This window comes from Mesorhizobium sp. M1252 (assembly GCF_040318265.1).
GTDB lineage: Bacteria > Pseudomonadota > Alphaproteobacteria > Rhizobiales > Rhizobiaceae > Mesorhizobium.
The window spans coordinates 288,920-314,526 of the sequence record NZ_JAMYLX010000001.1; the positions used below are offsets into that span (position 1 = coordinate 288,920).

Genomic DNA, 25,607 nt, shown 5'->3' on the forward strand with positions numbered 1-25,607 from the left:
CTCGCGGGGTTCCTCCCGAGGCGTTTTCTTGACATATTATCATGGGACATCTGACCGGGTCCAATGCGCTGTACCCCGGCTGCCAGGAAAACAATATGACGATTAACACCGGCGAGACCATTTTTTCGGGGGCAGGCCGCTTTTGCCGCATCGCGGTTGCAATCGCCTGTCTGGCGCCAGGGCTGCTGGCGGCAAGTGGCTGCACGAGCGCCAACACCGGCAACGGGATGAATGTCGGCCTGACCCAGGGCGCGCAGGACACCGGCTCCTATCCCAATCTCAACATTCCACCGCAGGTGGCGGCAAAGCAACTCACCCCTGAGGAGACGCAGGCCAAGCTTGCCCAGTTGAAGGGCGAACAGCAGGGGCAAGCGGCCAAGGGCGGCGGCGGTGCCCCGTCCACCAGCCCGGCGGCGCTGAATTCGCTGGCGAAGAACCATGGCAAGGACACGCTGAAGCAGATCGAAGCCAAATGCGATCCCGCCCTCGACCCTACCTGCAAATAAGGCTATATCGCGCGCCGAAAGCGGTCTTTGCCAAAGGCGCCTAGCCAAGCCAACTGTGCTAAAGCCAATCTTAAATCGTCTGGAACTGACATGGAAGAATTTCACAAGGTCCGCCGGCTTCCGCCCTACGTGTTCGAGCAGGTCAACCGGCTGAAGGCCAGCGCCCGTTCGCGCGGCGCCGACATTATCGACCTTGGCATGGGCAACCCGGACCTGCCCACGCCGAAGGCGATCGTCGACAAATTGTGCGAAGTGGTGCGCGATCCGCGCACGCATCGCTATTCCTCCTCGCGCGGCATCCCAGGTCTGCGCCGCGCCCAGGCCGCCTATTATCAGCGCCGTTTCGGCGTGAAGCTCAATCCCGACACGCAGGTGGTGGCGACGCTCGGTTCGAAGGAAGGCTTCGCCAATATGGCGCAGGCGATCACCGCGCCGGGCGACGTGATCCTGTGCCCCAACCCGACCTATCCGATCCATGCTTTCGGCTTCATCATGTCGGGCGGCGTCATCCGTTCGCTGCAGGTCGAGCCGGATGACGGCTTCATCCCGGCGCTCGAGCGCGGTGTCCGTCATTCGATCCCGAAGCCACTGGCATTGATCCTCAACTATCCGTCGAACCCGACGGCGCTGGTCGCCTCGCTCGATTTCTACAAGGACGTGGTCGCCTTCGCCAAGAAGAACGACATCATCATCCTGTCGGACCTTGCCTATTCGGAGATCTATTTCGACGGCAATCCGCCGCCTTCGGTGCTGCAAGTGCCGGGCGCCATCGATGTCTGCGTCGAGTTCACCTCGATGTCGAAGACCTTCTCCATGCCCGGCTGGCGCATGGGCTTTGCCGTCGGCAATGAGCGGCTGATCTCGGCGTTGACGCGGGTGAAGTCCTATCTCGACTACGGCGCCTTCACGCCGATCCAGGTTGCGGCGGCGCATGCGCTGAATGGCGACGGCGCCGACATCGCCGAAGTGCGCGAGGTCTATTTGAAGCGCCGCGACGTCATGGTCGACGCCTTCAGCCGCGCCGGCTGGACCATTCCGGCACCGGCTGCCTCGATGTTCGCCTGGGCGCCGATCCCGGAGCCGTTCAAGCATCTCGGCTCGCTTGAGTTTTCCAAGCTCCTGATCGAGCACGCCGACGTGGCGGTGGCGCCGGGCATCGGCTTTGGCGAGCATGGCGACGATCATGTCCGCATCGCGCTGGTCGAGAACGAGCACCGGATCCGGCAGGCGGCGCGCAACATCAAGCGCTTCCTGGCGTCCAGCGCCAAGCAGCCGAACAATGTGGTGCCGCTCGCCGCGCATCGCTAAAGTCGCCGCACATCTTATTCGAGCAGATTTTTTGAGGGGCGTCGCCGGGCATGGCTGAAGCGTTGCGTGTTGGAATTGCGGGTCTGGGTACGGTTGGCGCCTCGGTGGCGCGCGTGCTGCGCGACAAGGCAGCGGAGCTGACGCGCCAGTGCGGACGCGATGTCATCGTCACGGCCGTTTCCGCGCGCGATCCCAAGCGCGACCGTGGCGTCGACCTCAGCGCCGCCAAATGGTTCGACGATCCGATCAAGATGGCGCAGGCCGCCGATATCGACGTCTTCGTCGAACTGATCGGCGGCGACGAAGGGGCAGCGCGCGCGTCGGTCAAGGCAGCACTTGAAGCCGGACGTCATGTCGTCACCGCCAACAAGGCGCTGTTGGCCAAGCACGGCGTGGCGCTTGCCGAAATCGCCGAGAAGAAGGGCGTGCTGCTCAACTACGAGGCGGCAGTTGCCGGCGGCATCCCGGTCATCAAGACGATGCGCGAGGCGATGGCCGGCAATTCGGTCACCCGCGTCTTCGGCATCCTGAACGGCACCTGCAACTACATCCTGACCCGCATGGAGGCCGAGGGCATCTCCTTCGACGAGTGCCTGAAGGACGCGCAACGGCTGGGCTACGCCGAAGCCGATCCGACTTTCGATATCGAGGGCCATGACACGGCGCATAAATTGTCGATCCTGACCAGCCTGGCCTTCGGCACCAGGATCGCCGCCAATGACATCTACATGGAAGGCATTTCCAATATCAGCCAGGCCGATATCCGCGCCGCGGGCGACCTTGGCTACCGGATAAAATTGCTCGGCGTCGCCCAACGCACCGACAGCGGCATCGAGCAGCGCGTGCACCCGACCATGGTGCCGACCGCGTCGGTGATCGCACAGGTGCATGGCGTTACCAATGCGGTGGCCATCGAAACCGACATTTTGGGCGAACTGCTGCTCTCCGGCCCGGGCGCCGGCGGCAACGCCACCGCGTCCGCCGTGGTCGGCGATATCGCCGACATCGCAAAGAGCCGGCCGGGCTTCCAGCACGGTCCGGTGTTCGGCCTGCCGGCCAAGGAACTGCGCCCCTACAAGAAGGCGCAGATGCGCAGCCATGCCGGCGGCTATTTCATCCGGCTGACCGTGCACGACCGCATCGGCGTCTTCGCCGCGATCGCCAAGCGCATGGCGGACAACGACATTTCGCTGGAATCGATCGTCCAGCATGCCGTCAGCGGCGAGACGGACGCGCAAAAGACGGTGATCCTGGTCACCCACGAGACGACGGAAGCAGCGGTGCGCAAGGCTGTCGACGGCATCACCAAGGACGGCCACCTCACAGACAAGCCGCAGGTTATCCGCATTGAGCGCGCTGGCTAGGCCAAGTCATTTTTCTCCTTAACCGATTTGATATTCCTGCTGAAAAGTGGTTCAGACGCCATAGTGCTCTATCTCTTTGATTTGGAGCCGGATTGAGATTTCAGGTCGAACCCACCAATCATCATCGGGCTCTGGCGGAGGCGTGAGCCGCGAGATCAAGGTGCGTCACCAGGATGTGGAAAAGTTTTGAGACTTTCCTGTTTAGCCGTCGCATATTGCCGGAAATGACAATCTATAGATTACGCCTCCTATGACGGGCGACAAACGCCTCTTCCTCGATATCAGGCAGTCGGCGACCGGTGTTTCCTGGGAACACCGGTTGAGCGAGCGGCAGGACATGACCGCGCTTGCCATAGCGCAGGGCCACGGCGTGCCCGACATTGTGGCTCGCGTGCTCGCCGGGCGAGGCGTCACCGCCGACCAGGCCGAGCGCTTCCTCGATCCGACGATTCGCAATCTGTTGCCGGATCCGGCTTCGCTGACCGACATGGGCAAGGCTGCGACCCGCATCGCCGAGGCGGTCATGGCCAAGGAGAAGGTGGCAATCTTCGGCGACTACGATGTCGACGGCGCCGCCTCTTCGGCGTTGCTCAAGCGCTTCCTGACGCATTTCTCGGTGCCTTCGGAGATCTACATTCCCGACCGCATCTTCGAGGGCTACGGCCCCAATCCGGAGGCTATGCGCGAACTGGTCTCGCGCGGCGCGACGCTGATCGTCACCGTCGATTGCGGCACCAACAGCGCTGTCTCCATCGATGCCGCCAAGGCCGCAGGCGCCGATGTGGTGGTGCTCGACCACCATCAGGTCGGCGGCCCGCTGCCGGAGGCGACCGCGGTCGTCAATCCCAATCGCGAGGACGACCTTTCCGGGCAAGGCCATCTGTGCGCCGCCGGTGTCGTCTTCCTCACTCTGGTGCAGACGGCGAGGGTCCTGCGCAGCCGATTGCCCGACGCAGCGCCACCGGACCTGTTGTCGTTGCTCGACCTGGCGGCGCTGGCCACGGTTTGCGATGTGGTGCCGCTCATCGGCGTGAACCGCGCTTTCGTCGTCAAGGGACTACAGATGGCGCGGCAGCAGAAGAATGAGGGGCTCGCCGCACTGGCGCGGGTGTCCCGCATCGGTGAGCCGATAAGCACCTTTCATCTCGCCTATCTGATTGGGCCGCGCATCAATGCCGGCGGCCGCATCGGCGATGCAGCACTTGGCAGCCGGCTGCTCGCCACCGACGATCCGGTTGAGGCCAGGACCATTGCCGAGACACTCGACCGGCTCAACCAGGAACGCCAGCAGATGGAGCTGGAGATGCTGGCAGCGGCGCGCGCCGAGGCTGACGCCGAACTTGCCGGCGGCAACGGGCCGGCCATCATCGTCACCGCCAGCACCAATTGGCATCCCGGCATTGTCGGCTTGATCGCCTCGCGGCTGAAGGACCATGCGCGGCGGCCGGCCTTCGCCATCGCCTTCAACGCCAATGGCATCGGCACCGGCTCTGGCCGTTCGGTGTCGGGCTTCGATCTCGGACGGCTGGTGCGCGCAGCCGCCGATGCCGGGCTGATCGTCAAGGGCGGCGGCCACGGCATGGCCGCCGGCATCACGGTGGAACGCGCCAAGCTCGGCGAACTCCGTGCTTTCTTCGAGGAGCGCGCGGCGACCGAAGTGTTCCGGCTGCAGGACGAAGAAAGTCTGGCCGTCGACGGCGCGCTCGCCGCCGAGGGCGCGACGATTGCTTTGCTCGATGCACTGGAAAAGGCCGGGCCTTTCGGCGCCGGCCATGTCGCGCCGGTGTTCGCGCTGCCGCGCCATCGGCTGGCCGACGCGCGGGCCGTCGGCACCAACCACATCCGGGCTGATCTGCAGTCGGAAAGCGGCGGCCGCATCCAGGGCATCGCCTTTCGATCCGTCGATACCACGCTGGGCGAATTCCTGTTCAAGAACAGGGGCAACACGATCCATGTAGCCGGCTCGCTGTCGGGGAATTATTGGAACGGCAACCGCACGGTGCAGTTCCGCATCACCGATGCGGCCAAAGCCTGACATTGCCGAATGGTTTAAGCGAGAACCGTCTGCAGCCGCTTCAACTCGCTGATCTGCGCCATCGTCGCCTGGTAACCGACGCTGATCGCCTCATCCGCGCGGTGGAATTCGGTCAAGCCGATATGGCTGAGTTTCGGTTGCAGCGACATGTCGGGCGGATCGCCCGCCAGCCTTGCGCGTGAAATCCGGTCCTGGATGATGTTGAAGGCTTCGACCATGACGCCGGTGATGCCGAGACGGCTCTGGTGCGGCTGGTGGTCGGGGCTGGCCTGGCCTGGCCGGGGCGCGTCCTTCTCGATGAGCAGTTCGCCGGCGCTGTGCTTGATGACGGCGGCGCGGCCGAACAGATCGTAGTGAAGGTTGACCGCGACGACCAGCGGCTGCTCGTAGGCGCGGCAGACCGAAACCGGAACCGGGTTGACCAGCGCGCCGTCGACCAGAATGCGGCCGTTGCAATTCACCGGTTCGAACACGCCGGGCAGCGCATAGGAAGCCCGCATCGCGGTGATCAGCGAACCGCTGGACAGCCAGATCTCATGGCCGGTGCGAATTTCCGCGCCAACGGCGACGAAGGGTTTCGTCAGATCCTCGAAGCGGATGCCTGCCATGTGCTCGCGCAGCCTGACGTCCAGTTTCATGCCGCCGAACAGGCCGCTGCCGCGCAGATTGAGATCGAGCAGGCCGAAGATGCGCCGCTTGGTCAGGCTGCGGGCGAACTCCTCGAGTTCGTCCAGCTTGCCGGCGAGATAGCAGCCGCCAACCAGCGCGCCGATCGAGGTGCCGGCGATCATCGAGACTTCGATGCCGGCTTCGTCGAGCGCGCGCAGCACGCCAATGTGCGCCCAGCCGCGTGCGCAGCCGCCGCCCAGCGCGAGCGAAATGCCTGTCTTGCCCGCGGGTTGCGGGTCAGGCACGCCGCCGGACGATGAGGGGCCATTGGCCTCCCGCACGTCCGGTCTGCTACGCAATGACGCCCACTCGAGCATCATGATCTCCCTTGTCCCGCGTCCGTTCTACAGGAAGGACGTTTGAGAATAGTGAATATGAGTGGTTTGCGACTGTTGAATGGTTCACGCGGGCTTCCGATACGTTTTTTCCGCATCGAACAGCGGCGTGCTGCCATCGTCGGCAAGCGTTGCCTTGCCGCCGATTAGCCCCACCGTCCGATAAAAACATGAACGCCGGCCGGTGTGACAAGTTGCGTCGTGGCCCAACACTTTGACGCGCAACCATATGGCGTCCTGGTCACAATCCGTGAGCATCTCGACGACGGTCTGAAAATTGCCTGATGTTTCGCCCTTCTTCCACAGCGCCTTGCGCGAGCGCGACCAGTAGTGCGCGATGCCGGTTTCGAGCGTCAGCGCCAGCGCCTCGGCATTCATATGCGCGACCATCAGCAGCATACCGTCAGCGGCGTCGGTGACGACGACGGTGACCAGCCCGGCAGCATCGAAGCGCGGGGAAAACACCGCGCCTTCTTCGAGAGCCTTCTTGTCAGATGGAGCCTTGGGAAATGTTAGTGCCGACATCGCCGGTCCTTGATCTAGCGATGCCGGTGCGGGGCTTACGCCCCGAGGCCGCGCACCATGGTGACGAAACGGACCTGTTCCTCGGGCGTGTCCTTGAACACGCCGGTGAAGGTCGAGGTCAGCGTAGTGGAGCCCTGCTTGCGGATGCCGCGCATGGCCATGCACATATGCTCAGCCTCGATCATGACGGCGACACCGCGCGGATTGAGCACGTCCTGGATGACGCCGGCGATCTGTGCGGTCATGGCCTCCTGAGTCTGCAGGCGATGGGCGAAGATATCGACCACACGGGCAATCTTGGACAGGCCGACGACCTTGCCATCCGGGAGGTAGCCGACATGCGCCTTGCCGATGATCGGCACCATGTGGTGCTCGCAATGCGAGTGGAACTGGATGTCCCTGACGATGACGAGATCATCATAGCCGGCGACTTCCTCGAAGGTGCGGCCGAGCTCTTCGGCCGGGCACATGTCATAGCCGTTGAACATTTCGAGAAAGGCCTTGGTGACGCGCTTGGGCGTGTCGATCAGGCCCTCGCGGTCCGGATTGTCGCCGGTCCAGCGCAACAGCGTGCGCACGGCGGCCTCGACCTCGGCTTCGCTCGGCCTGTCGGTGACCGGCTTGTCCAGATAGTCGGAAGGGGGCATTATTTTCTTGATGACGGCATCCATAAAGGCGTCTCCCGTAGTTCCTCTCTCAGGAGGAACGAGTTGAACGGACCACGACCTTTCGGGTGCTGAAAACTCGCCCGGTTTCCAGCCCGCAAGCGGCGTGAACGAAATGGGCAAGGACGATGGCTTTGCGTTGCCTTGTCGATACCCGACTGCCACCATTATATATGGTCGTACGCAGCGAATGAAAGACGCTACAACGGCAATCGCTGTTCGCTTGGCGGCGACGGATTGGAAAAATATGATTGACGACGTCTACAATGCGAAAATTCTGGGTTTTGCCGGAAACATCGCCCGCATCGGCCGGCTCGATCATCCGGATGCGACGGCCAAGGCCCATTCCAAATTGTGCGGCTCGACGGTGACCATCGACCTCAAGATGGACAATGGCGTCGTCACCGATTTCGCGCATGACGTGAAGGCCTGCGCCCTCGGCCAGGCCTCGTCCTCGATCATGGCTCAACATGTCATCGGCGCCAGCGCCGACGAATTGCGGGCGGTGCGCGACACCATGCTGAAGATGCTCAAGGAAAACGGCGCGCCGCCGCAAGGCCGCTTTGCCGATCTGAGATATCTGGAGCCGGTGCGCGACTACAAGGCGCGCCATGCCTCGACCATGCTGACCTTCGATGCGGTCGTCGATGCCATCGGTCAGATCGAGAAGAAACGCGCCGAACAAGCGGCGTGATGTTGGTACATAACGGCTCCTCCAACAGCCGGTGAATTGTCAAAATTGGGCGCTGAACACGTCGAGGAGCTTCTCACGTAAGCGGGCTCATGCCTTGGTTTGCTGCGCCCGTCTGCTTTCGGCAAATTCGCTTCTCACCCAGTCGGCGAAGGCCTTGGCCGGCTCCGGCAGGTCCTTCAAGCTCCTGGCGACCAGCCAGTAGGCGCCCGATGCGACGTCGATGTCGAACGGCTTGATCAGCGCGCCGGATGCTATCTCCTCGCCGATCTGCAAGAGATCGCCCAGCGCCACGCCGTGGCCGAGCAGGGCCGCCTGCTTCGACAGCGACACATCCGCCAGCATAGGGCCGCGCGCCGGAATGGCGTCCGCGGCGACGCCGGCTGCCTCGAACCAGCGCGCCCAGCCCTGACGATTTTCCTCGTGCAACAGCGTGTAGCGGGCAAGGTCGAGCGGCTTTTCGAGGGCAGGGCCCGATGCCAGCAAGGCCGGCGACAGGACCGGTGAATCGACGGTCGAGGCTAGCCATTCGGCCTCGCTGCGCGGCCATGAGGTGGCGCGCGCGCTGAAGCGCAAGGCGAGTTCGGGCTGATCGCTGCGGAACTCGATCGGCCTTGGGTCGACTTCGAGGGAAACGTCGATATCGGGCCGCAACTGGCTGAAGCGGTTGAGCCGCGGCAACAGCCATACAGAGGCCAGCGACGGCTCGACGCTGACGCGAACCACCGACTGTGCCGGGGCCGCCACAAGGTCCGAAAGCAGCCTGTCGATGTCGTCGAAACTCCTGACCAGCTGATCGAGCAGGCGCTGGCCGGCCTCGGTCAGCTCGACGCGGCGGTGATGACGGTGGAACAAGGGCTGGCGCAGGAACTGCTCGAGTTCCCTGATCTGCCGGCTGATGGCGGCCTGCGAGACGAACAGCTCCTCGGCGGCCCGGCTAAAGCTCAATTGCCGGCCAGCTGCCTCGAAACTTCGCAACGCCGTCAGGGGCAACCGTCCGCGCTTCATTTCGCATAACCCGAAGTTATCCGAACCGGAAATTATGCTCGTTTGAAGGCGAAGGCCAGCGGGCGTCTAATCCGCCTCAAAGGAGATGCGCCATGATCCAGTTGCTGAAGATCTTTTGCGATGTGATGCGGATCGCGACGTTTCAATGGCGTGGCGAGAAGCGGCATCATACCTCGTGCATTGAAGAAGGGCCGGCGAGCCCCGGTCGCTGGTCGACGTCGGGTGACCGGCATCCGTTTCGCCGCTCGAGACCCTGAAGCCGACATAGAGGCGAGTGCGTGAATGGGATTGCGTTTGCCTGCCGAAGCTCACATCTATCGGCTTGGAAACGCAAGCTGATCCCGAAACCGGGTTGGGGATCACGTTCAGAAAGAGACCGCGGTGGGCGACCAACATCGGCATGTGCATGCCGCCGGACAGACCCAGCGCGGACGCAACTGGCCCGGTCCCTGGCGCAAAACACCCGGCCGCATTTTCGGCACGTCGCTGGTGCGCCTCTATCAACTGACGCTGTCCGGATTTGTCGGCAATTCCTGCCGGCATCTGCCGACCTGTTCCGAATACGCGCATGAGGCAATCGCCCGCCATGGCCTGTGGGCCGGCGGCTTCATGGGGCTGTTCCGCGTGCTGCGCTGCGGGCCGTTCGGAACGCACGGCATCGACCGCGTGCCGGAGGTGCTCGCCCCGCGCTACGTCTGGTTCACGCCATGGCGTTATTGGCAGATCGGCAGGAAGCGCGGCGAGGCCGACGGCGGGTGCGCTGGTCCCTGATCCAGATCGCCAGCGCGGCATTTCTTTACAATCCGGTAGGGTTAACAACGGGCTGCACAAACACTGCGCATTTGAGTCAAAATCGAGCCAAGACACTTCGCTAAGCGGCTCCTGGTCATTCCCCAGGAGAGAGCTCGCATGCGCCGGATCGAAACCCATCCCTTCATTATCGCCGCGGTCCTGTTCCTGCTGGCCTGGTTTTTGGGATTTCCGATGCGGGCGCAATCGGCGCCGCTGGGCGATGTCCAATGCACGCTTATCCAGGACGCGGCGAGCGGCGAGACGCTCTATCAAAGCGGCGTCTGCGACCAACGCGTCAGCCCGGCGTCGACCTTCAAGGTGCCGCTGGCGCTGATCGGGTACGACAGCGGAATCCTCAGCGACGAACACACGCCCAGCTGGGATTACAAGCCCGAGTTCAAGGCGGTGAAGCGCGACCACAAGACCGTCGATCCGGTAATCTGGGAGCGCGACTCGGTCGTGTGGTATTCGCGCGAGATCACACGCCGGCTTGGGAGCGAGAAGTTTGCCTTCTATGTCTCGAAGTTCGACTACGGCAACATGGATGTCTCGGGCGATGCCGGCAAGGATAACGGGCTCACGCAATCCTGGATAAATTCCTCGCTTGAGATATCGCCGGTCGAACAGACGGCCTTCCTGCGCCGGCTGCTTGCCGGCAAGATGCCTGTTTCTGCCAAGGCGCACGAGATGGCCAGGGCCATCCTGCCGACTTTCCAGGCCGGCGACTGGACAGTGCAGGGCAAGACCGGCAGCACCAGGCTCGGCAACAGCAAGGACAAGCGCTCGCTGGGCTGGTTCGTCGGCTGGGCCGAAAAGGGCGGCCGCCGGATCGTCTTTGCCCGGGTGGTCGTCGATACCAAACCGATCGACATGCCGAAGGGCCCGGCGACACGCGCGGCGTTACTGAGGGAGTTGCCGCAACTGGTGAAGTGAACTTGCTTTAGCTTCAAGTGCTCCGGCGGGCACGAAGGATGTGGCCGCCGGAATTCCTTGTCTCCGCCTTTGGCGTCCTGGAGAAGCGGGCGGCGATGTCGCTGCTTTCCAGATCTTCGATCTCATCGAAGCCGAGCTCGCGCAGCGATTGCGCCAGTGCCGCGGGCACGAAGAAGCTGATCCAGGGCTCTCCGGCAGCGGCGACGCGCGCCGCATGGAAAGAGAGGGCAGCCTGTCCAGCCGCATCGCGGTTCTCGGCGGGCTCGCTGTAGTCGAAGACGACCTCCGAACCGGGCATGCCGGCAATCCAGGACAGGGTGCTGAAGATTGCGTCCTGGCTCAGATACGGAACGACACCCAGCCAGATGAAGAAACTGGGCTCGGTCTGCCGCAAACCGGCCGATGCCAGTTCATCCGCGGGGCGCTGGCGCTCGCAGTTGACCGGCGCGAACATGGTGGCCCGCGGTTCGGCAAGACCAGCATCGGCGATGCATTTCCGTTTCCAGGCCTGTGTCGCCGGGTGATCGACTTCGAACACCGCGACATCAGGGTACGGATTGCGCAGCGAGAAAGTGTCGAGGCCGGCGCCGAGCACCACCACTTGCTGGACGCCCCGGCGCACCGCCGCAGCCAGCCAGTCCTCGGCGAGGCGGGCGCGCGCTGCCACGAACAGGCGCATGCGCCGGCTGCGCTCACCTCCTGCTCGAGCTCCTGCACCGTCGGTGCGGCATCGCCCAGTATCGCACTCGCATATGGGTCGCGAAACAGCGCCGCCTGCTGCGAGAACTGGTGGAGGGCCCGCATGCGCGCGACGCCCAAGGCGGTTCGGCTGGGTTTTGCGTCTTCCATGCCGGGGATTCCAACCTCGTGTCGGGGAAATTCGCAAGCCTGTGCGACTGGCCTGCGACATCTGTCGCGCCATTTCCTGACAGCTGCGCCAACGACGGCTCTTTACCTGATGCCGCGTGGCCTCTAAAACCCGCCCGCTGCCGGATGCCTCCGGCTTCACACCACGACCACCCGCGCTCGTTTGCGGGACTGGATAGGAGATACAAATGCTGAATTCCGTTTCCCTGACATTTCCCGATGGCTCCGTTCGCGACTATGACGCGGCGATGACCGGTGCAGGCCTCGCCGAATCGATCTCGAAGTCGCTGGCCAAGAAAGCCGTCGCCTATGCCATCGACGGCACCGTTCGCGATCTTTCCGACCCGCTTGGCAAGTCCGGCAAGGTCGAGATCATCACCCGCACCGATCCGCGCGCGCTGGAGCTCATCCGTCACGATGCAGCACACGTGCTGGCGGAGGCCGTGCAGGAACTGTGGCCGGGAACGCAAGTGACCATCGGGCCGGTGATCGAGAACGGATTCTATTACGACTTCGCCCGCAACGAGCCGTTCACGCCTGACGATTTCCCGGTGATCGAAAAGAAGATGCGCGAGATCATTGCGCGCAACAAGCCGTTCACCAAGGAAGTCTGGTCGCGCGACAAGGCGAAAAAGGTCTTTGCCGAGAAGGGCGAGCGCTACAAGCTCGAGCTGATCGACACCATTCCCGAAGACCAGGATCTCAAGATCTATTCCCAGGGCGAATGGTTCGACCTCTGCCGCGGCCCGCACATGGCCTCGACCGGCCAGATCGGCAACGCCTTCAAGCTGATGAAGGTGGCCGGCGCCTATTGGCGCGGCGATTCGAACAACCCGATGCTGACCCGCATCTACGGCACGGCATGGGCCGAGCAGGCTGAACTCGATGCCTACCAGACGATGCTGGAAGAGGCAGAGAAGCGTGACCACCGCAAACTCGGCCGCGAGATGGACCTGTTCCATTTCCAGGAAGAGGGGCCGGGCGTCGTCTTCTGGCACGCCAAGGGCTGGAAGATGTTCCAGAATCTGGTCAACTACATGCGCCGCCGCCTCGACGAGCAAGGCTACCAGGAGGTCAACGCACCGCAGGTTCTCGACAAGAGCCTGTGGGAGACGTCGGGCCACTGGGGCTGGTATCGCGATGCCATGTTCAAGGTGACGGTGGCCGGCGACGACACCGACGACGACCGCGTGTTCGCGCTAAAGCCGATGAATTGTCCGGGCCACGTGCAGATATTCAAGCATGGGTTGAAATCCTATCGCGATCTGCCCGTAAAGCTTGCGGAATTCGGCAATGTGCATCGTTACGAACCGTCCGGCGCCTTGCACGGGCTGATGCGCGTGCGCGGCTTCACGCAGGACGATGCGCACATCTTCTGCACCGAGGAGCAGCTGGCCGCGGAGTGCCTGCGCATCAACGATCTGATCCTGTCGACCTACGCCGATTTCGGCTTCGACGATGTCAGCGTGAAGCTGTCGACGCGGCCGGATAAGCGCGTCGGCACCGACGAGGCCTGGGATCATGCCGAGGCGATCATGGGCAACGTGCTGGATACAATCAGGACGCGCTCGGGAAACCGCATCAAGACCTCGATCAATCCGGGCGAGGGCGCTTTCTACGGGCCGAAATTCGAATATGTGCTGAAGGACGCGATCGGCCGCGAATGGCAGTGCGGCACCACGCAGGTCGACTTCAATCTGCCGGAACGCTTTGGCGCCTTCTACATCGGTTCGGATTCGGAAAAGAAGCAGCCGGTGATGGTGCATCGCGCCATCTGCGGTTCGATGGAACGCTTTCTCGGCATCCTGATCGAGCATTATTCCGGCCATTTCCCGCTGTGGTTCGCGCCGCTGCAGGTGGTTGTGGCGACGATCACCTCGGATGCTGACGACTATGCGCGAAAGGTTGTCGCACAGTTGAAGGCGGCAGGACTTTTGGCCGAACCGGATCTGCGCAACGAGAAGATCAACTACAAGGTGCGTGAGCATTCGCTGGCCAAGGTTCCTGTGATCCTCGTCTGCGGCAAGCGCGAGGCGGAAGAGGAGACCGTCAACATGCGCCGGCTCGGCTCGCGCGATCAGGAATCGCTCAAGCTGGCCGACGCGCTGAAGCTGCTTTCCGACGAGGCTGTTTCAGCCGACCGAAGGCGCAGCGCGGCCTGAGCAAACAATGTTTCGTAGAAATGGCGGTGGAGCGATCCACCGCCATTTTCACATGCCTGTCACGCCAACCTTGTAACGAGCCCCCATGCTCAAGCTGAAGATACGGGAAAGACCGTTTCCCGAACTCTCCTACGCCAATGCGAGCCAGCCGGCGCTGACGCGCTGGTTCATCCATTCCATTGAAGGTCTGTCGGGGCGCGACCGGTATGCCGCGCTCTATGATTTCTGGCGCCGCCAGGTGGCGCCGACCGGCGAGCGGGTGTTCAGCCGCATGCTGCAGCTGATCGACGTCAAGGTGCGCAGCACCGATCAGTGGCCGCCGGCGGGGCTGCCCGACACGCCGCTGGTGATCGTTGCCAACCACCCGTTCGGCATTGGCGACGGCATTGCCGTGCTGTCGCTCGTCGAGCAGCTCGGGCGTCCGTTCCGCGTCATGATCCACAAGGATCTGCTGAAGATCCGCGAGATGGAACCGTACTCGCTGCCGGTCGACTTTTCCGAGACCAAGGACGCGGTGAAGAACAACATGGCGGTGCGCCACGAGGCAGTGCGGCTGTTGAAAGAGGGCGTCACCATCGTCGTATTTCCGGCCGGCGGCGTCGCCACCGCGCCGAAAGGCTTTGGCCGGGCGCGCGACCTGCCGTGGAAGATGTTTCCGGCGCGCCTCGTGCAGGACGCCAAGGCGTCGGTGGTGCCGATGCATTTTTCCGGGCAGAACGGCCGGCTGTTCCATCTGGTCAGCGGCCCGATGAACATGGCGGAGCGCGAAGGAAGGGTGGCGAAATTCGTCGGCAAGGCGTCGCTGACGTTGCGCCTTTCAATGCTCATCCGCGAATTCGCGCGGCTGTCCGGCAAGACGATCGACGTGCGCGTCGGCAACCTGTTGAGCTGGGCCGAGCTGGAATCGCTGCGCGATCGCAAGGCGCTGCTTGAGCGTCTTCATCGCGGCGTCTTCGATCTGGCGCCCGACGCGCCGCGCGGCCGGGTCCACTTCCTGCAGCGCCGCCTGCGCAAGGCCGCCTGACGTAGCCCTGAACTACCACTTCAACTGAGGGCCAAACCGAGGCCAATGGGCGCGCCGGTCAGTCGGCGCCTTCCTCGGGATCGATGGCCGACGCCTCGGTGGCCAGGACCTCGATCTCCTGGTTCTGTCCGGCAACGACGGTGAAATCCTTCTGGTAGATGCGGTCGCGGTTCTTGGCGATGATGGTGTATTGGCCTTCGGCCAAGACCATCGAGGCGAAGGCGCCGACGGCCTCCTTGATCGGGTCGCCGGATTCGTTGAGCAGCGACCAGGATGTATCGGCGATGGCCTCGCCGCCGGTCTCGCGCACCAGCTTCATGGTCTCCTCCGCCGCGCGATGCTCGACGGTGGCTTCGGTCAGCTTGCCGGCTTCGACGCGGATGTCGGAGCGAATGACGGCATTGACCGCGCCATAGGTGGAGACGACATGATAAACGCCGGCGTTGAGCCGCACGACGCTGTTCGGCTCGACATCGGGAATGATCAAAGCGCGGTCGCCATTGGCCTCGGCGGTGCCCTCATAAATGGAGAAGCGCAGTTTTTTCGGCGGAATACGCACGCCGCCCGACAGCACCGCGTCGAGCTTGAGGCCGCCGGCATCGAGCACCAGGCTTTCGCGCTTGGCGTCCTTGCCGACGGTGATGCGCTTGGTGGCGCCGGCGCGTCCGTATGAGGCGTGGACCAGATAGCTGCCGGGTTCGAGCTGGAACACGGCGCTGCCGCCATGCGCGGAAGCCACCATCGGCAGCTTGCCGTCGCCGGCGGCCTCGGGCTTGAAGACGCGCCAGACGATGCCGCGCGTGATGTCGGCGCCCTTGTCGGTCAACTGCGCCGACAGCGTTATGGCGCCGCCGCCACCGAGTGCCAGCGGCGTCTCGCCCTTGGGCGGTGCATAGCTCGAAATATCGGGGAGTTTCAGATTGCCGATGCCGTCGGCATTCTGCGCCATGGCCATCGAGGCCGGCGCAAACAGCGCTACGGCGAGCCAAATCAGGAAAAGGCGCGATGTCCCCTCAAACATGCCTTGCGTTGAAGCCCAAGGCGGTGGCAATTTCAAGGCTTAAGAGTCCGACCGCCTTGGCAACAGGTTCTTTCGTCCGGCGCGCCCGCGCCAATGCCGGAGCCGCCCCGATCCGCAATGGCGCGCTTCAGCTCAAAATCGAGTGCTTTAGGAGACCTGGCCCCCATGGCGTCGCCGATCATCGACTTCCTGCTGACCCGAAACTCCGCACCGATTCCTGAATTGAAGGAACCGGCGCCCAGCGATGGCGATATCGCGACCATGATCGCGGCTGCAAGCCGGGTGCCCGATCACGGCCGGCTGGAGCCGTGGCGCTTCATCCTTTATCGCGGCGAGGCGCGCGTCGAGATCGGCAGGAAGCTGGCGGCGCTCGCCGAACAGCGCGAAGGACCGCTGCCGGAAAACCGCCGCAACCAGGAACTGGCTCGGTTTTCGCGTGCGCCGCTGGTGATCGGCGTGGTCTCGAGCCCGAAGGACAATCCAAAAATCCCGCAATGGGAAATGTTCCTGTCCGGCGGCATGGCGGCGATGAACCTGATGATCGCAGCCAATGCGCTGGGCTACGGCACCAACATGATCAGCAACTGGTATTCCGACGTGGCGGAGGGCAGGGCGCTGCTGGGAGTGGCGCCACAGGAACGTGTTGTCGGCTTCGTCCATATCGGCTGCTATCAGGGACCGGCGCCGGAACGGCCGCGGCCCGATCCGGCAAAGCTCTATGCCGATTATGCGGGGCCGTGGAACGGCTGACACCCGAAAGCGATTCCCCTTTATTTAAACACAGGCTAAGACAGCGGCTTCGGCGATGCGTTGGGGGTTGGCGCATCGACCATGGGGATTTTTTTGGGGGTCGCCGGCGACATGAAGAAACGAGACTTGCTGCGAACCCGGCTGCGCTATGGGTTTGACAAGAGCATGGCGGCCGGGCCGATCGCGCTGATCGGCTGGCTCGCCGTCGCTTCGCTGCTGATCATCATCGCCGCCGCGGCTTTTCTTGCGGTGACCCGCATCGCGCCGGAGGGCGGCGAACCACTGAACTTCTTCGAAGCATTCTGGGAATCGCTGATGCGCACGCTCGATTCCGGCACGATGGGCGGCGACACCGGCTGGGCCTTTCGTCTCGTCATGCTCTTTGTCACGCTCGCCGGCATCTTCGTCGTGTCGGCCCTCATCGGCGTGCTCAGCGCCGGCGTCGACAGCAAGCTCGATGAATTGCGCAAGGGCCGTTCGCGGGTGCTGGAGAGCGACCACACCATCATCCTCAACTGGTCGCCGTCGATCTTCGACGTCATCTCCGAACTCGTCATTGCCAATGCCAGCCGCCGCCATCCGCGCATTGTCGTCATGGCCAATATGGACAAGGTGGCGATGGAGGACGAGATCGCCGCCAAAGTCGGCAGACTGGGCAATACACGCATCATCTGCCGCAGCGGCGACCCGACCGACCTCTACGATCTGGCCATCGTCAACCCGCAGACCTCGCGCTCGATCATCGTGCTGTCGCCGGACGGCGACGACCCGGATTCGCAGGTGATCAAGACGGTGCTGGCGCTGGCCAACGACCCGAACCGGCGCACGGCGCCCTATAACATCGCCGCCGAGATCCGCGACGGAAAGAACGCCGAGGTTGCCCGCGTCGTCGGCGGGGCCGAGGTACAGCTTGTCCTGGCCGACCAGCTGATCTCGCGCATCGTCGTGCATTCGAGCCGGCAGTCGGGTCTCAGCGGCGTCTATTCGGAGCTGCTCGATTTCGACGGCTGCGAAATCTACACGACCGAGCAGCCTGATCTCACCGGCAAGACCTTCGGCGAGGCAGTGATGGCGTATGAGCATTGCACGCTGATCGGGCTCTGCGACCAGCAGGGGCGCGTCAATCTCAACCCGCCGTCGGAGCTGGTAATCGGCAAGGACATGCGCGCCATCATCATTGCCGAGGACGATGCCGCCATCAAGCTGGGAAGCGCCGGGGCCAAGATCGAAGCCGCGGCAATCCTTCGCCATCAGCCTGTCGAGGCGAAGCCGGAGCGCACGCTGATCCTTGGCTGGAACCGGCGCGGTCCGATCATCACCTATGAACTGTCGCGCTACGTCGCACCTGGGTCAATCCTGACCATCGCCGCCGATACGCCTGGCCTCGAGCAGGAAGTTGCCGGACTGCCGGTCGTCGGCGACAATCTGGCGGTTTCCTGCCGCATCACCGACACGTCGAGCAGAACAGCACTGGCAAGTCTGGACGTGCCTTCTTACGACCACGTGCTCGTCCTCGGCTACAGCGAGACCATGGCAGCGCAGCCCGCCGATACGCGCACGCTGGTGACGCTGCTGCATTTGCGCAAAATCGCAGACGATGCCGGCACGCATATCTCGATTGTCAGCGAAATGATCGACGTGCGCAACCGCGAGTTGGCGGCGGTGACCAAGGCCGATGATTTCGTCGTCAGCAACAGGCTGGTCAGCCTGATGCTGGCGCAGGCATCCGAGAACCAGCATCTCGCCGCGATCTTCGATGACCTGCTCGACGAGGAGGGCTCCGAAATCTACATGCGTCCGGTCGGCGACTATGTCGCCATCGACCATCCGGTGACGTTCTGGACGATCGCGGAATCGGCGCGTCTGCGCGGCGAGATCGCCATCGGGCATAGGCGCGTTCGCGCTGCGCAGAATGATGAGCGGGCTCTGGGCGGCGTCACCGTCAACCCTTTGAAGTCGCAAGCGCTGGCCTACCTGCCGGAGGACCGGGTCATCGTGCTGGCGCGGGACTAAACCCCGACTGCCTTGGCGCGAGCCAGAAGCCGTTCGGCGAGCCTGAGATGCGGCCGGTCATACATCTTGCCGTCAATGCCGACCACGCCGGGATTTCCGGCCGCCTCAAAGGCCGCGACGATGGCCTGCGAGCGTTGCACTGCCTCCGCCGATGGCGTGAAGGCGGCGTTGATGACCGGCACTTGCGCCGGATGGATCGCCATCTTGCCGGTAAAGCCGTCACGCTCGGCCTCCGTGCATTCGGCTTCGAAGGCGGCCATGTCGCGAAAGGCGGGGAAAACCGTGTCGATCGCCGCGACTTCAGCTGCGCCGGCGGCAAGGATGGTCATGGTGCGGGCAAGGCGGAAGACATCGGTGTAGCGGCCGTTGTCGTCGCGCGCAGCCTGCGCGCCGATCGCCGCCGACAGATCTTCGGCACCCCAGGTGAGGCCGGCAAGCCTGGCGCTTGCCCCGGCATAGGTCGCGGCGGCCAGCAACCCAGCAGCGGTCTCGGTAATGATCGGCAGGATCTTGATCGCGCCATCCGGCAATCCGTTTTCGGCCTCATGTACGCGGAGCTTTACGGATAGCTGCTGGACATCCTGGCCGCTGTTCGACTTCGGCAGCATGATGCCGTCGGGTTTGACCGGAACCAGGACGGCCAGATCATCGTCGGTCAACCCGGTCGATAGGTCGTTGACTCTGATATAGATGGCGGAGCTTGTCTGCTGCCTGTTGCCGGCAATAAAGCGTGCTGCGATGTCGCGTGCCGACGGCTTGTTTTGTGGCGCCACGGAATCCTCAAGGTCGACGATGACCACGTCGGCGCCGGCGCCAAAACCCTTCTCCAGTTTCTTTTTGGAATCCCCGGGCACAAACAGCAGCGAGCGCATCAGGCCGCCTTTTTCATCATCATCGCCTGGCGCGTGCATTTGGCAACGAGCACATCGTTCTGATTGTAGGCGTGATGCTCGAACTCGACGATGCCGCGGTCCGGCTTCGATTTCGAGTCCCTGACTGAGAGCACCGTCGTTTCGACACGGATGGTGTCGCCGTGGAAGACCGGGTGCGGAAACACCGTCTCCTTCATGCCGAGATTGGCAATTGTGGTGCCGACGGTGATGTCATTGACGGAAATGCCGATCATCAGGCCGAGCGTGAACAGCGAATTGACCAGCGGTCTGCCCCATTCGCTCTTGGCGGCGAAGTCGAAGTCGATGTGCAGCGGCTGCGGGTTCAGCGTCATCACCGAGAACAGCATGTTATCGCTTTCGGTGACGGTCTTGCGCAGCGTGTGCCGAAAGACATGTCCGACGACGAACTCTTCGAGATAAAGCCCGGGCATCGTTTTTCTCCTCCGCTGCCTGACGGTTGATAGGCGCTGCCCATGCCACCCGCAAGCCAGTTAATAAACATGGTGAACCGTTCGTAAACCATTTCTGCCTAGGGTCATTCCTGGGGCCGGAAGCTTTCCGGCAAGGGGCGTAGCAGGCAGTATGGTTGTCTCGCATTTTCTCAAATGGATCTACACCGCGAGAGTTTCGGAGCGCGCCGCGGCGGCGAGCGCGCTGGCCCGCGCCTACGTCAATTCCGACCTGCCTTTCGAAGACCGTTGCGCGGCCGAAGCGGCGCTGACGCTGCTGCTCGACGACGCCTCGTCGAAGGTGCGGCTGGCTATGGCCGAAGCGCTGTCGATGAGCCATCACGCGCCGCTGCAGATCATCAGCGCGCTTGCCTCCGATCAGCCGGAAGTGGCAGCCCTGGTGCTGGCGCGCTCCCCGCTGCTGACGGACGCCGACCTGATCGACCGCGTCGCGGCCGGGCACAAGGCGACGCAAAAACTGATCGCCGACCGGCCGGTCGTTTCGATGGCGGTTGCCGCGGCGATCGCCGAGATCGGCGAACCGGAAGCGTGTGCGGCGTTGCTCGCCAATGACGGCGCCGACATAGCCTCGCTCTCCTTCCGCCGCATCGCCGAACGGCATGGCCATATCGCTCATTTGCGCGAGGCAATGGTCACGGATGTGCGGCTGCCGGCCGACTGCCGGCACATGCTACTGGTCAAGCTCGGCGAAACGCTGAAGGCTTCGCCGCTGGTGATGGCGCTGATGGGGGCGGCCAGAGCCGAGCGCGTCACGCGCGATGCTTGCGTCAAGGCTTCGGTGCGGCTGGTCGAAGGCACGCGCGCGGAGGAACATGCGGCACTCATCGAACATCTGCGCCTGCGCGGCGACCTGACCGCAAGTTTCATCATCCGCACCATTGCCCACGGCAAGGTCGACTTTTTCGGCTCGGCCCTGGTCGCGCTCAGCCAGCAGTCGGAGCAGCGGGTGCGGGCCTTGCTCGCCGGCGGCCAGGACGTTGCGTTGCAGGCGCTGTTCCGCAGCGCCGGCCTTGCCGCTTCCACCCATGGCATCATCCTGCGCGCGCTCAAGATCTGGCGCGAAGTCGCCAACGGCAAGCGCCTCGCCGGCGTGCAGGAAGTCAGCTGGCTGATGCTGAAGGAACTCGGAGGTCAATCCACTGAGGGCGATCTCGCCGGCCTGGTCAAGTCGATCCATCTCGACGCGCTGCGGGAAAACGCGCGCGGGCATGCGCTGGCGATAGCCGCGGCCTGACGCCCTAGCCACGGTCCCTGGTGAAGAAATCCGGGAAATCCTCGATCGCGGCGGCGATGATGCGCAGCGAGGCTGCGATCTGCAGCATATCCGCACCGCCGCTGCGCTCTGAAAGGCTGGCTGCATATTGCCGGGCCACAGTGACAGTTGCTGTCTGTGGATCGCCGGTTGCGCGAAAGAGCAGTTCACGCGCGAGGCCGCGCAGGAAATTGGCGATCGAGAGCGCGGTGTCGGCAGGAGTGGACGGGCTCTGCTGCGCGGCGCGCAGGCGCAGGATTTCGAGGCCGACGGTAACGGCGGCGACCCCGCCGCCCAGGATCGCATCGCCTTTCCTGCCGGCATTTTGCAAGAGCGGCATCAGCTGGTTGATGCGGTCATAGGCCAGACTCTCGAAGGCCGAACGCCGCGGTACCCGCTCATGCAGGCACAGCCGGGCCAGATCCTCGCGCATGGCGCGAACGATGCGGTTGGCCGCGCGCCATGGATCCACCGGCAGCACCACGATGAAGACGCAGATAGCCAGCAGGATCCCGACCAGCACCGACGCCGAGCCGGCGAAGAACGGGCCTGGGGCATAAGTCATCGCCTGATGCGGGCTGAGGAAGGCGAGGAAATTGATGGCAAAGGCCGTTGCCACGCCGACGGTGCGCGGATTGGCCATTCCCAGCGCCGTCGGTACCAGGATCGGCACGACAAACAGCGTGAACCAGCCGAAGCCGGGCAAAGCAGGCAGCGCGACCTGGCCGACAAGGAAGGCAAAGGGCAAAGCCAGCAGCGTTCCCTTGAAGAAGCCCCAGGACACCCGCACCGGGTCAGGCCGCGCGGCGAAAAGACTGGAGACGACGGCAACGAGGATGACGGTGCCGGCCGCATCGGACCATTTCGTCGTCAGCCAGAAGGCGGCGACCGCCAGCGTGGCAAGGGCGGCGCGTATGGCATTGCGCGAAGCCCCGGGATAATCGCGATGCACCACCAGCGCGGGCAGCTGCCTGTTGCTCCGGCTCGGGCGCGTCACCGGTGCGCGCAGGGCGTCGAGGCCGCGCAGCACCTGCTTGAAGGCTTCGGCGAAATCGGCGGCGATGGTGAGGCGCGTGATGGTGCCGACCCTGTCGTCGCCCTGATCGGTCGAGGCGTCGGGCATTTGCCGGGCCTTGCCGGCAATCGCGTCGAGCCGCGTCACCCAGGGCGACGTGTCGTCCAGCGCCTCCGGCGTGGCTGCCAGCTCGCTGACCAGCGACTGCAGTTCGGAGCGCACCGGAATGAGGGCTGCGCTTTTCGGCGCGGCATGCGAATGCAGCGCGCGTGCCGCCGACAGCGCCGAGAGAAGCTGACCGATGGTTAGGCGGACCGGATGGGCGCGGGTGGCGAAGCTCGGTGCTTCGAGCCGGGCATAGGCGCGCATCTCGGCCAGCATCTGGGCGTCGGTGATCAGCTTGCGGTGCAGGCCGGCCAGCGTCGCCGGGTCGCCACCGGAAAAAGCGCCGCCTGCATAGGTTGCAAGGTCGAGGATGCTGCGCTTCAGCCTGGAGATGATGGCGTCAGCGGCCAGCTTGGGCAGGATCAGCCGGCTGGTCAGGCCGGCGCAGACGATGCCGAGCACGATCTCGGCGCAGCGCGCGACAGCGAGATCGACGACCACGTGCGGCTGGCCGAAAGCCGGCAGCCCAATGATCATCGCGGTATAGCCGGCAAGTGCGGCGCCATAGGCTTCCGGATTGCGCAGCAGCGACGAAACCAGCGTGCACAGCCCAATCCAGACGGACAGCGCCGTGACCAGCAGCCAGGGATTGGTGCCGAAAACCGAGGTGATGCCGATCGCCGCAAGTCCACCGGCCAGCGTGCCGAGCAGCCGGTAAAAACCTTTCGCCAGCACCATGCCGGCGACCGGCTGGGCGACGATGAAGACCGTCATCATCGCCCATTGCGGGTGGTCGAGTTTTAGCGCGTAAGCAGCGAGAAGCGCGATCAGACCGGCCGAAACCGTGCGCAGGGCGAAAATCCAATCCGAGCGCGTCGGCTGCGTCAGGCCCGCCAAACTGGTTTCGAAGTAGCTCTTCAGCCGCGCCCAGATCACAAGCTGGTCTCCGTATCGGAAGCGCAGGCTAGAGCAATTCGAGGAAAAGTGTGAAACGGTTTTCCGCCCGGAACTGCGTCAAAACAAAGAGTCGGCCGGCGCTCAGATATCCAGCACTTCCGTTGCGGCGAATTCGGCGCGTTCCTGGATGAAGCGGAAGCGGGCTTCCGGCTTGGTGCCCATCAGCGCGTCGACAGCATCCTTGGTTGCCGCCACGGCGTCGATGACATCGACCCTGAGCAGCGTGCGCTTCCTCGGGTCCATGGTGGTTTCCTTCAGCTGCGCGGCCATCATTTCGCCCAGGCCCTTGAAACGGCCGATCTCGACCTTGGCGCGGCCGGTGAATTCGGTGCGCAACAGCTCGTCCTTGTGCGCATCGTCCCTGGCATAGGCAACCTTGCCGCCTTGCCGGATCGAATAGAGCGGCGGCACCGCCAGATACAGATGGCCGCCATTCACCAGGTTCGGCATTTCCTGGTAGAAGAAGGTGATCAGCAGCGAGGCTATGTGAGCGCCGTCGACGTCGGCGTCGGTCATGATGATCACGCGGTCATAGCGCAAATCCTCGTCGCGGTATTTCGAGCGCGTGCCGCAGCCGAGCGCCTGAATCAGGTCCGAAATCTGCTGGTTGGCGGCTAGCTTGTCGTTGCCGGCGCTGGCGACGTTGAGGATTTTTCCGCGCAGCGGCAGCACCGCCTGGCTGGCGCGGTCGCGCGCCTGCTTGGCCGAGCCGCCGGCCGAGTCGCCTTCGACGATGAACAGTTCGGCGCCCGCGGCGGCATTCTGCGTGCAGTCGGCGAGCTTGCCGGGAAGGCGCAGCTTGCGCACCGCGCTCTTGCGCGACACTTCCTTTTCCTGGCGCCGGCGCACCCGCTCGTCGGCGCGCGCAATCACCCATTCCAGCAGCTTGGAGGCTTCCTGCGGATTGTCGGCCAGCCAGTGGTCGAAGGGATCGCGGATGGCGGTCTCGACAATGCGAATGGCTTCGATCGTTGCCAGCCTGTCCTTGGTCTGGCCGACGAATTCCGGCTCGCGAATAAACACCGATAGCATGCCTGCCGCCGAGATCATCACGTCTTCGGAGGTGACGATCGAGGCGCGCTTGTTGCCGACCAGGTCGGCATAGGCCCGAAGCCCGCGCGTCAGCACATTGCGAAAGCCGGCCTCATGCGTGCCGCCTTCGCCGGTCGGGATTGTGTTGCAGTAGGAGTTGACGAAGCCGTCACCGCCGAACCAGGTCACCGCCCATTCCAGCGAACCGTGGCCGCCCTGCTTCTCGCTCTTGCCGGCGAAGATTTCGCGGGTCACCTGGAAATCATCGCCGAGCGATGCCTTGAGATAGTCCTTCAAGCCGCCGGGGAAATGGAACTCCGCCTTGGCCGGCGTCTGGTCCTTTTCCTTGATCAGCGATGGGTCGCAGCTCCAGCGGATCTCGACGCCGCCGAACAGATAGGCTTTCGAGCGGGTCATGCGATAGAGCCGCGCCGGCTCGAAGGCGGCGCCCTTGCCGAAAATCTGCTCGTCGGGATGGAAGCGGATTTTGGTGCCGCGCCGGTTGTGCACTTCGCCGAGCTGCTCCAGCCCGCTCACCGGAACGCCGCGCGAGAACCTTTGGCGGTAAAGCTGGCGACCGCGCGCGACCTCGACTTCGAGATGGTCCGACAGCGCATTGACGACCGAGACGCCGACACCGTGCAGACCGCCGGAGGTCTCATAGACCTTGCTATCGAACTTGCCGCCCGAATGCAGCGTCGTCATGATGACTTCGAGCGCCGGTTTCTTGAATTTCGGATGCGGATCGACCGGAATGCCGCGGCCATTGTCGGTGACGGTCAGAAACCCGTCGGCCGACAGCTCGACATCGATGAAGGTGGCATGGCCGGCGACCGCCTCGTCCATCGAATTATCGATGACCTCGGCAAACAGATGGTGCATCGCCTTGTCGTCGGTGCCGCCAATATACATGCCGGGACGGCGCCGCACCGGCTCCAGCCCCTCCAGCACCTCGATGTCGGCGGCACTATAGCCCTCGCTGCCGTCCTTGGTCGCAACGGAACGTTTCGTGGCCTGCAGCAGCGGGTCGGCCGGCCGCGCCGGTGTCCGAGCCGATTGGGGCTGCTTTTCCAGATTGCCGAAAAGATCGTTGTTGTCGTCCATGCCTGCCATAGAATCCGGTGCCGCGAATCACCCGTCGATACTGCCACGCTTTTCGGCGCCAAGCGACGGAAGTTCCTGTTACGTTCGGGGATTAAACCCTTCTTATCCTAA

At 63.7% G+C, this 25,607-nt stretch carries 23 protein-coding genes; 13 read left to right on the plus strand and 10 right to left on the minus strand.

All coding sequences use genetic code 11. From position 1 onward, the window contains the following. The first annotated feature begins 95 nt into the window (after positions 1 to 95). From NKH22_RS01430 to recJ, 4 genes are all read left to right on the plus strand, one after another. Positions 96 to 506 carry a hypothetical protein gene (locus tag NKH22_RS01430; protein ID WP_023738998.1) on the plus strand — a complete coding sequence of 137 codons (411 nt, stop codon included), beginning with the start codon at positions 96 to 98 and terminating at the stop codon, positions 504 to 506. Positions 507 to 596: 90 nt separating this feature from the next. Beyond that, positions 597 to 1,814: an LL-diaminopimelate aminotransferase gene (locus tag NKH22_RS01435; protein WP_023681615.1), complete on the plus strand. Its 1,218-nt coding sequence runs from the start codon at positions 597 to 599 to the stop codon at positions 1,812 to 1,814. 50 nt (positions 1,815 to 1,864) lie between these two features. Beyond that, a complete protein-coding gene (locus tag NKH22_RS01440; RefSeq protein ID WP_023821423.1) occupies positions 1,865 to 3,178 on the plus strand; it encodes a homoserine dehydrogenase in 1,314 nt (437 codons plus the stop codon). A 250-nt stretch (positions 3,179 to 3,428) separates the two neighbouring features. Continuing rightward, complete coding sequence (gene recJ / locus NKH22_RS01445) at positions 3,429 to 5,213, plus strand: single-stranded-DNA-specific exonuclease RecJ (RefSeq protein ID WP_023821422.1); 1,785 nt, start codon at positions 3,429 to 3,431, stop codon at positions 5,211 to 5,213. A gap of 14 nt (positions 5,214 to 5,227) precedes the next feature. Here recJ and NKH22_RS01450 read toward each other — a convergent pair whose 3' ends face one another. The 3 genes from NKH22_RS01450 to folE all read right to left on the minus strand — a co-directional run bounded on the left by NKH22_RS01450 (position 5,228) and on the right by folE (position 7,413). Next, a complete protein-coding gene (locus NKH22_RS01450; protein WP_023667624.1) occupies positions 5,228 to 6,199 on the minus strand; it encodes a patatin family protein in 972 nt (323 codons plus the stop codon). Between the two features lie 84 nt (positions 6,200 to 6,283). Continuing rightward, entirely contained in the window at positions 6,284 to 6,742 is a 459-nt protein-coding gene (gene hisI, locus NKH22_RS01455; RefSeq protein ID WP_023821421.1) for a phosphoribosyl-AMP cyclohydrolase, read from the minus strand. A gap of 35 nt (positions 6,743 to 6,777) precedes the next feature. After that, a complete protein-coding gene (gene folE, locus NKH22_RS01460) occupies positions 6,778 to 7,413 on the minus strand; it encodes a GTP cyclohydrolase I FolE (RefSeq protein ID WP_023667622.1) in 636 nt (211 codons plus the stop codon). A gap of 241 nt (positions 7,414 to 7,654) precedes the next feature. Between folE and NKH22_RS01465 the strand changes: the two genes are divergently transcribed. Continuing rightward, the gene (locus tag NKH22_RS01465; protein ID WP_023821420.1) at positions 7,655 to 8,101 is read left to right on the plus strand and encodes an iron-sulfur cluster assembly scaffold protein; all 447 of its coding nucleotides are present in this window, start codon (positions 7,655 to 7,657) and stop codon (positions 8,099 to 8,101) included. An 87-nt stretch (positions 8,102 to 8,188) separates the two neighbouring features. On the opposite strand, the gene NKH22_RS01470 is transcribed toward NKH22_RS01465, so the two are convergent. Continuing rightward, positions 8,189 to 9,106 (minus strand): LysR substrate-binding domain-containing protein, encoded by a 918-nt coding sequence (locus tag NKH22_RS01470; RefSeq protein ID WP_023821419.1) that lies wholly within the window; start codon positions 9,104 to 9,106, stop codon positions 8,189 to 8,191. Between the two features lie 92 nt (positions 9,107 to 9,198). On the opposite strand from NKH22_RS01470, the gene NKH22_RS01475 reads away from it, so the two are divergent. The 3 genes from NKH22_RS01475 (at position 9,199) to blaOXA (ending at position 10,831) form a co-directional block, all read left to right on the plus strand. Further along, entirely contained in the window at positions 9,199 to 9,363 is a 165-nt protein-coding gene (locus NKH22_RS01475; RefSeq protein ID WP_352908823.1) for a hypothetical protein, read from the plus strand. Positions 9,364 to 9,487: 124 nt separating this feature from the next. After that, positions 9,488 to 9,877: a membrane protein insertion efficiency factor YidD gene (gene yidD, locus NKH22_RS01480; RefSeq protein WP_352908824.1), complete on the plus strand. Its 390-nt coding sequence runs from the start codon at positions 9,488 to 9,490 to the stop codon at positions 9,875 to 9,877. Between the two features lie 138 nt (positions 9,878 to 10,015). Continuing rightward, the gene (gene blaOXA / locus NKH22_RS01485) at positions 10,016 to 10,831 is read left to right on the plus strand and encodes a class D beta-lactamase (protein ID WP_352908826.1); all 816 of its coding nucleotides are present in this window, start codon (positions 10,016 to 10,018) and stop codon (positions 10,829 to 10,831) included. Between the two features lie 13 nt (positions 10,832 to 10,844). Here the strand turns inward: blaOXA and NKH22_RS01490 are convergent, their stop codons facing one another. Next, positions 10,845 to 11,510, minus strand: coding sequence for an SAM-dependent methyltransferase (locus tag NKH22_RS01490; RefSeq protein ID WP_352908828.1), 666 nt, complete (start codon positions 11,508 to 11,510; stop codon positions 10,845 to 10,847). 376 nt (positions 11,511 to 11,886) lie between these two features. On the opposite strand from NKH22_RS01490, the gene thrS reads away from it, so the two are divergent. Beyond that, a complete protein-coding gene (gene thrS / locus NKH22_RS01495; protein ID WP_023805324.1) occupies positions 11,887 to 13,860 on the plus strand; it encodes a threonine--tRNA ligase in 1,974 nt (657 codons plus the stop codon). An 85-nt stretch (positions 13,861 to 13,945) separates the two neighbouring features. After that, the gene (locus NKH22_RS01500; protein WP_023691135.1) at positions 13,946 to 14,884 is read left to right on the plus strand and encodes a lysophospholipid acyltransferase family protein; all 939 of its coding nucleotides are present in this window, start codon (positions 13,946 to 13,948) and stop codon (positions 14,882 to 14,884) included. 58 nt (positions 14,885 to 14,942) lie between these two features. Here the strand turns inward: NKH22_RS01500 and NKH22_RS01505 are convergent, their stop codons facing one another. Then, positions 14,943 to 15,905 carry an RgsD C-terminal domain-containing protein gene (locus NKH22_RS01505; protein ID WP_023691136.1) on the minus strand — a complete coding sequence of 321 codons (963 nt, stop codon included), beginning with the start codon at positions 15,903 to 15,905 and terminating at the stop codon, positions 14,943 to 14,945. Positions 15,906 to 16,070: 165 nt separating this feature from the next. Between NKH22_RS01505 and NKH22_RS01510 the strand changes: the two genes are divergently transcribed. Both NKH22_RS01510 and NKH22_RS01515 read left to right on the plus strand, forming a co-directional pair. After that, positions 16,071 to 16,655 (plus strand): nitroreductase family protein, encoded by a 585-nt coding sequence (locus tag NKH22_RS01510; RefSeq protein WP_023723386.1) that lies wholly within the window; start codon positions 16,071 to 16,073, stop codon positions 16,653 to 16,655. A 111-nt stretch (positions 16,656 to 16,766) separates the two neighbouring features. Next, positions 16,767 to 18,668: a CASTOR/POLLUX-related putative ion channel gene (locus NKH22_RS01515; RefSeq protein ID WP_023691139.1), complete on the plus strand. Its 1,902-nt coding sequence runs from the start codon at positions 16,767 to 16,769 to the stop codon at positions 18,666 to 18,668. Here the strand turns inward: NKH22_RS01515 and NKH22_RS01520 are convergent. Both NKH22_RS01520 and NKH22_RS01525 read right to left on the minus strand, forming a co-directional pair. Next, positions 18,665 to 19,540: an HpcH/HpaI aldolase/citrate lyase family protein gene (locus tag NKH22_RS01520; protein ID WP_023691140.1), complete on the minus strand. Its 876-nt coding sequence runs from the start codon at positions 19,538 to 19,540 to the stop codon at positions 18,665 to 18,667. The genes NKH22_RS01515 and NKH22_RS01520 overlap by 4 nt on opposite strands. After that, the gene (locus tag NKH22_RS01525) at positions 19,540 to 20,052 is read right to left on the minus strand and encodes a MaoC family dehydratase (RefSeq protein ID WP_444848965.1); all 513 of its coding nucleotides are present in this window, start codon (positions 20,050 to 20,052) and stop codon (positions 19,540 to 19,542) included. The genes NKH22_RS01520 and NKH22_RS01525 overlap by 1 nt, the downstream gene beginning before the upstream one ends. Before the next feature lie 91 nt (positions 20,053 to 20,143). On the opposite strand from NKH22_RS01525, the gene NKH22_RS01530 reads away from it, so the two are divergent. Continuing rightward, a complete protein-coding gene (locus NKH22_RS01530) occupies positions 20,144 to 21,265 on the plus strand; it encodes a DUF2336 domain-containing protein (RefSeq protein WP_023691141.1) in 1,122 nt (373 codons plus the stop codon). 4 nt (positions 21,266 to 21,269) lie between these two features. On the opposite strand, the gene NKH22_RS01535 is transcribed toward NKH22_RS01530, so the two are convergent. Further along, complete coding sequence (locus tag NKH22_RS01535; RefSeq protein WP_023821416.1) at positions 21,270 to 23,339, minus strand: FUSC family protein; 2,070 nt, start codon at positions 23,337 to 23,339, stop codon at positions 21,270 to 21,272. A 102-nt stretch (positions 23,340 to 23,441) separates the two neighbouring features. Next, positions 23,442 to 25,496: a DNA topoisomerase IV subunit B gene (gene parE / locus NKH22_RS01540; protein WP_023667605.1), complete on the minus strand. Its 2,055-nt coding sequence runs from the start codon at positions 25,494 to 25,496 to the stop codon at positions 23,442 to 23,444. Between the last annotated feature and the right edge of the window lie 111 nt (positions 25,497 to 25,607).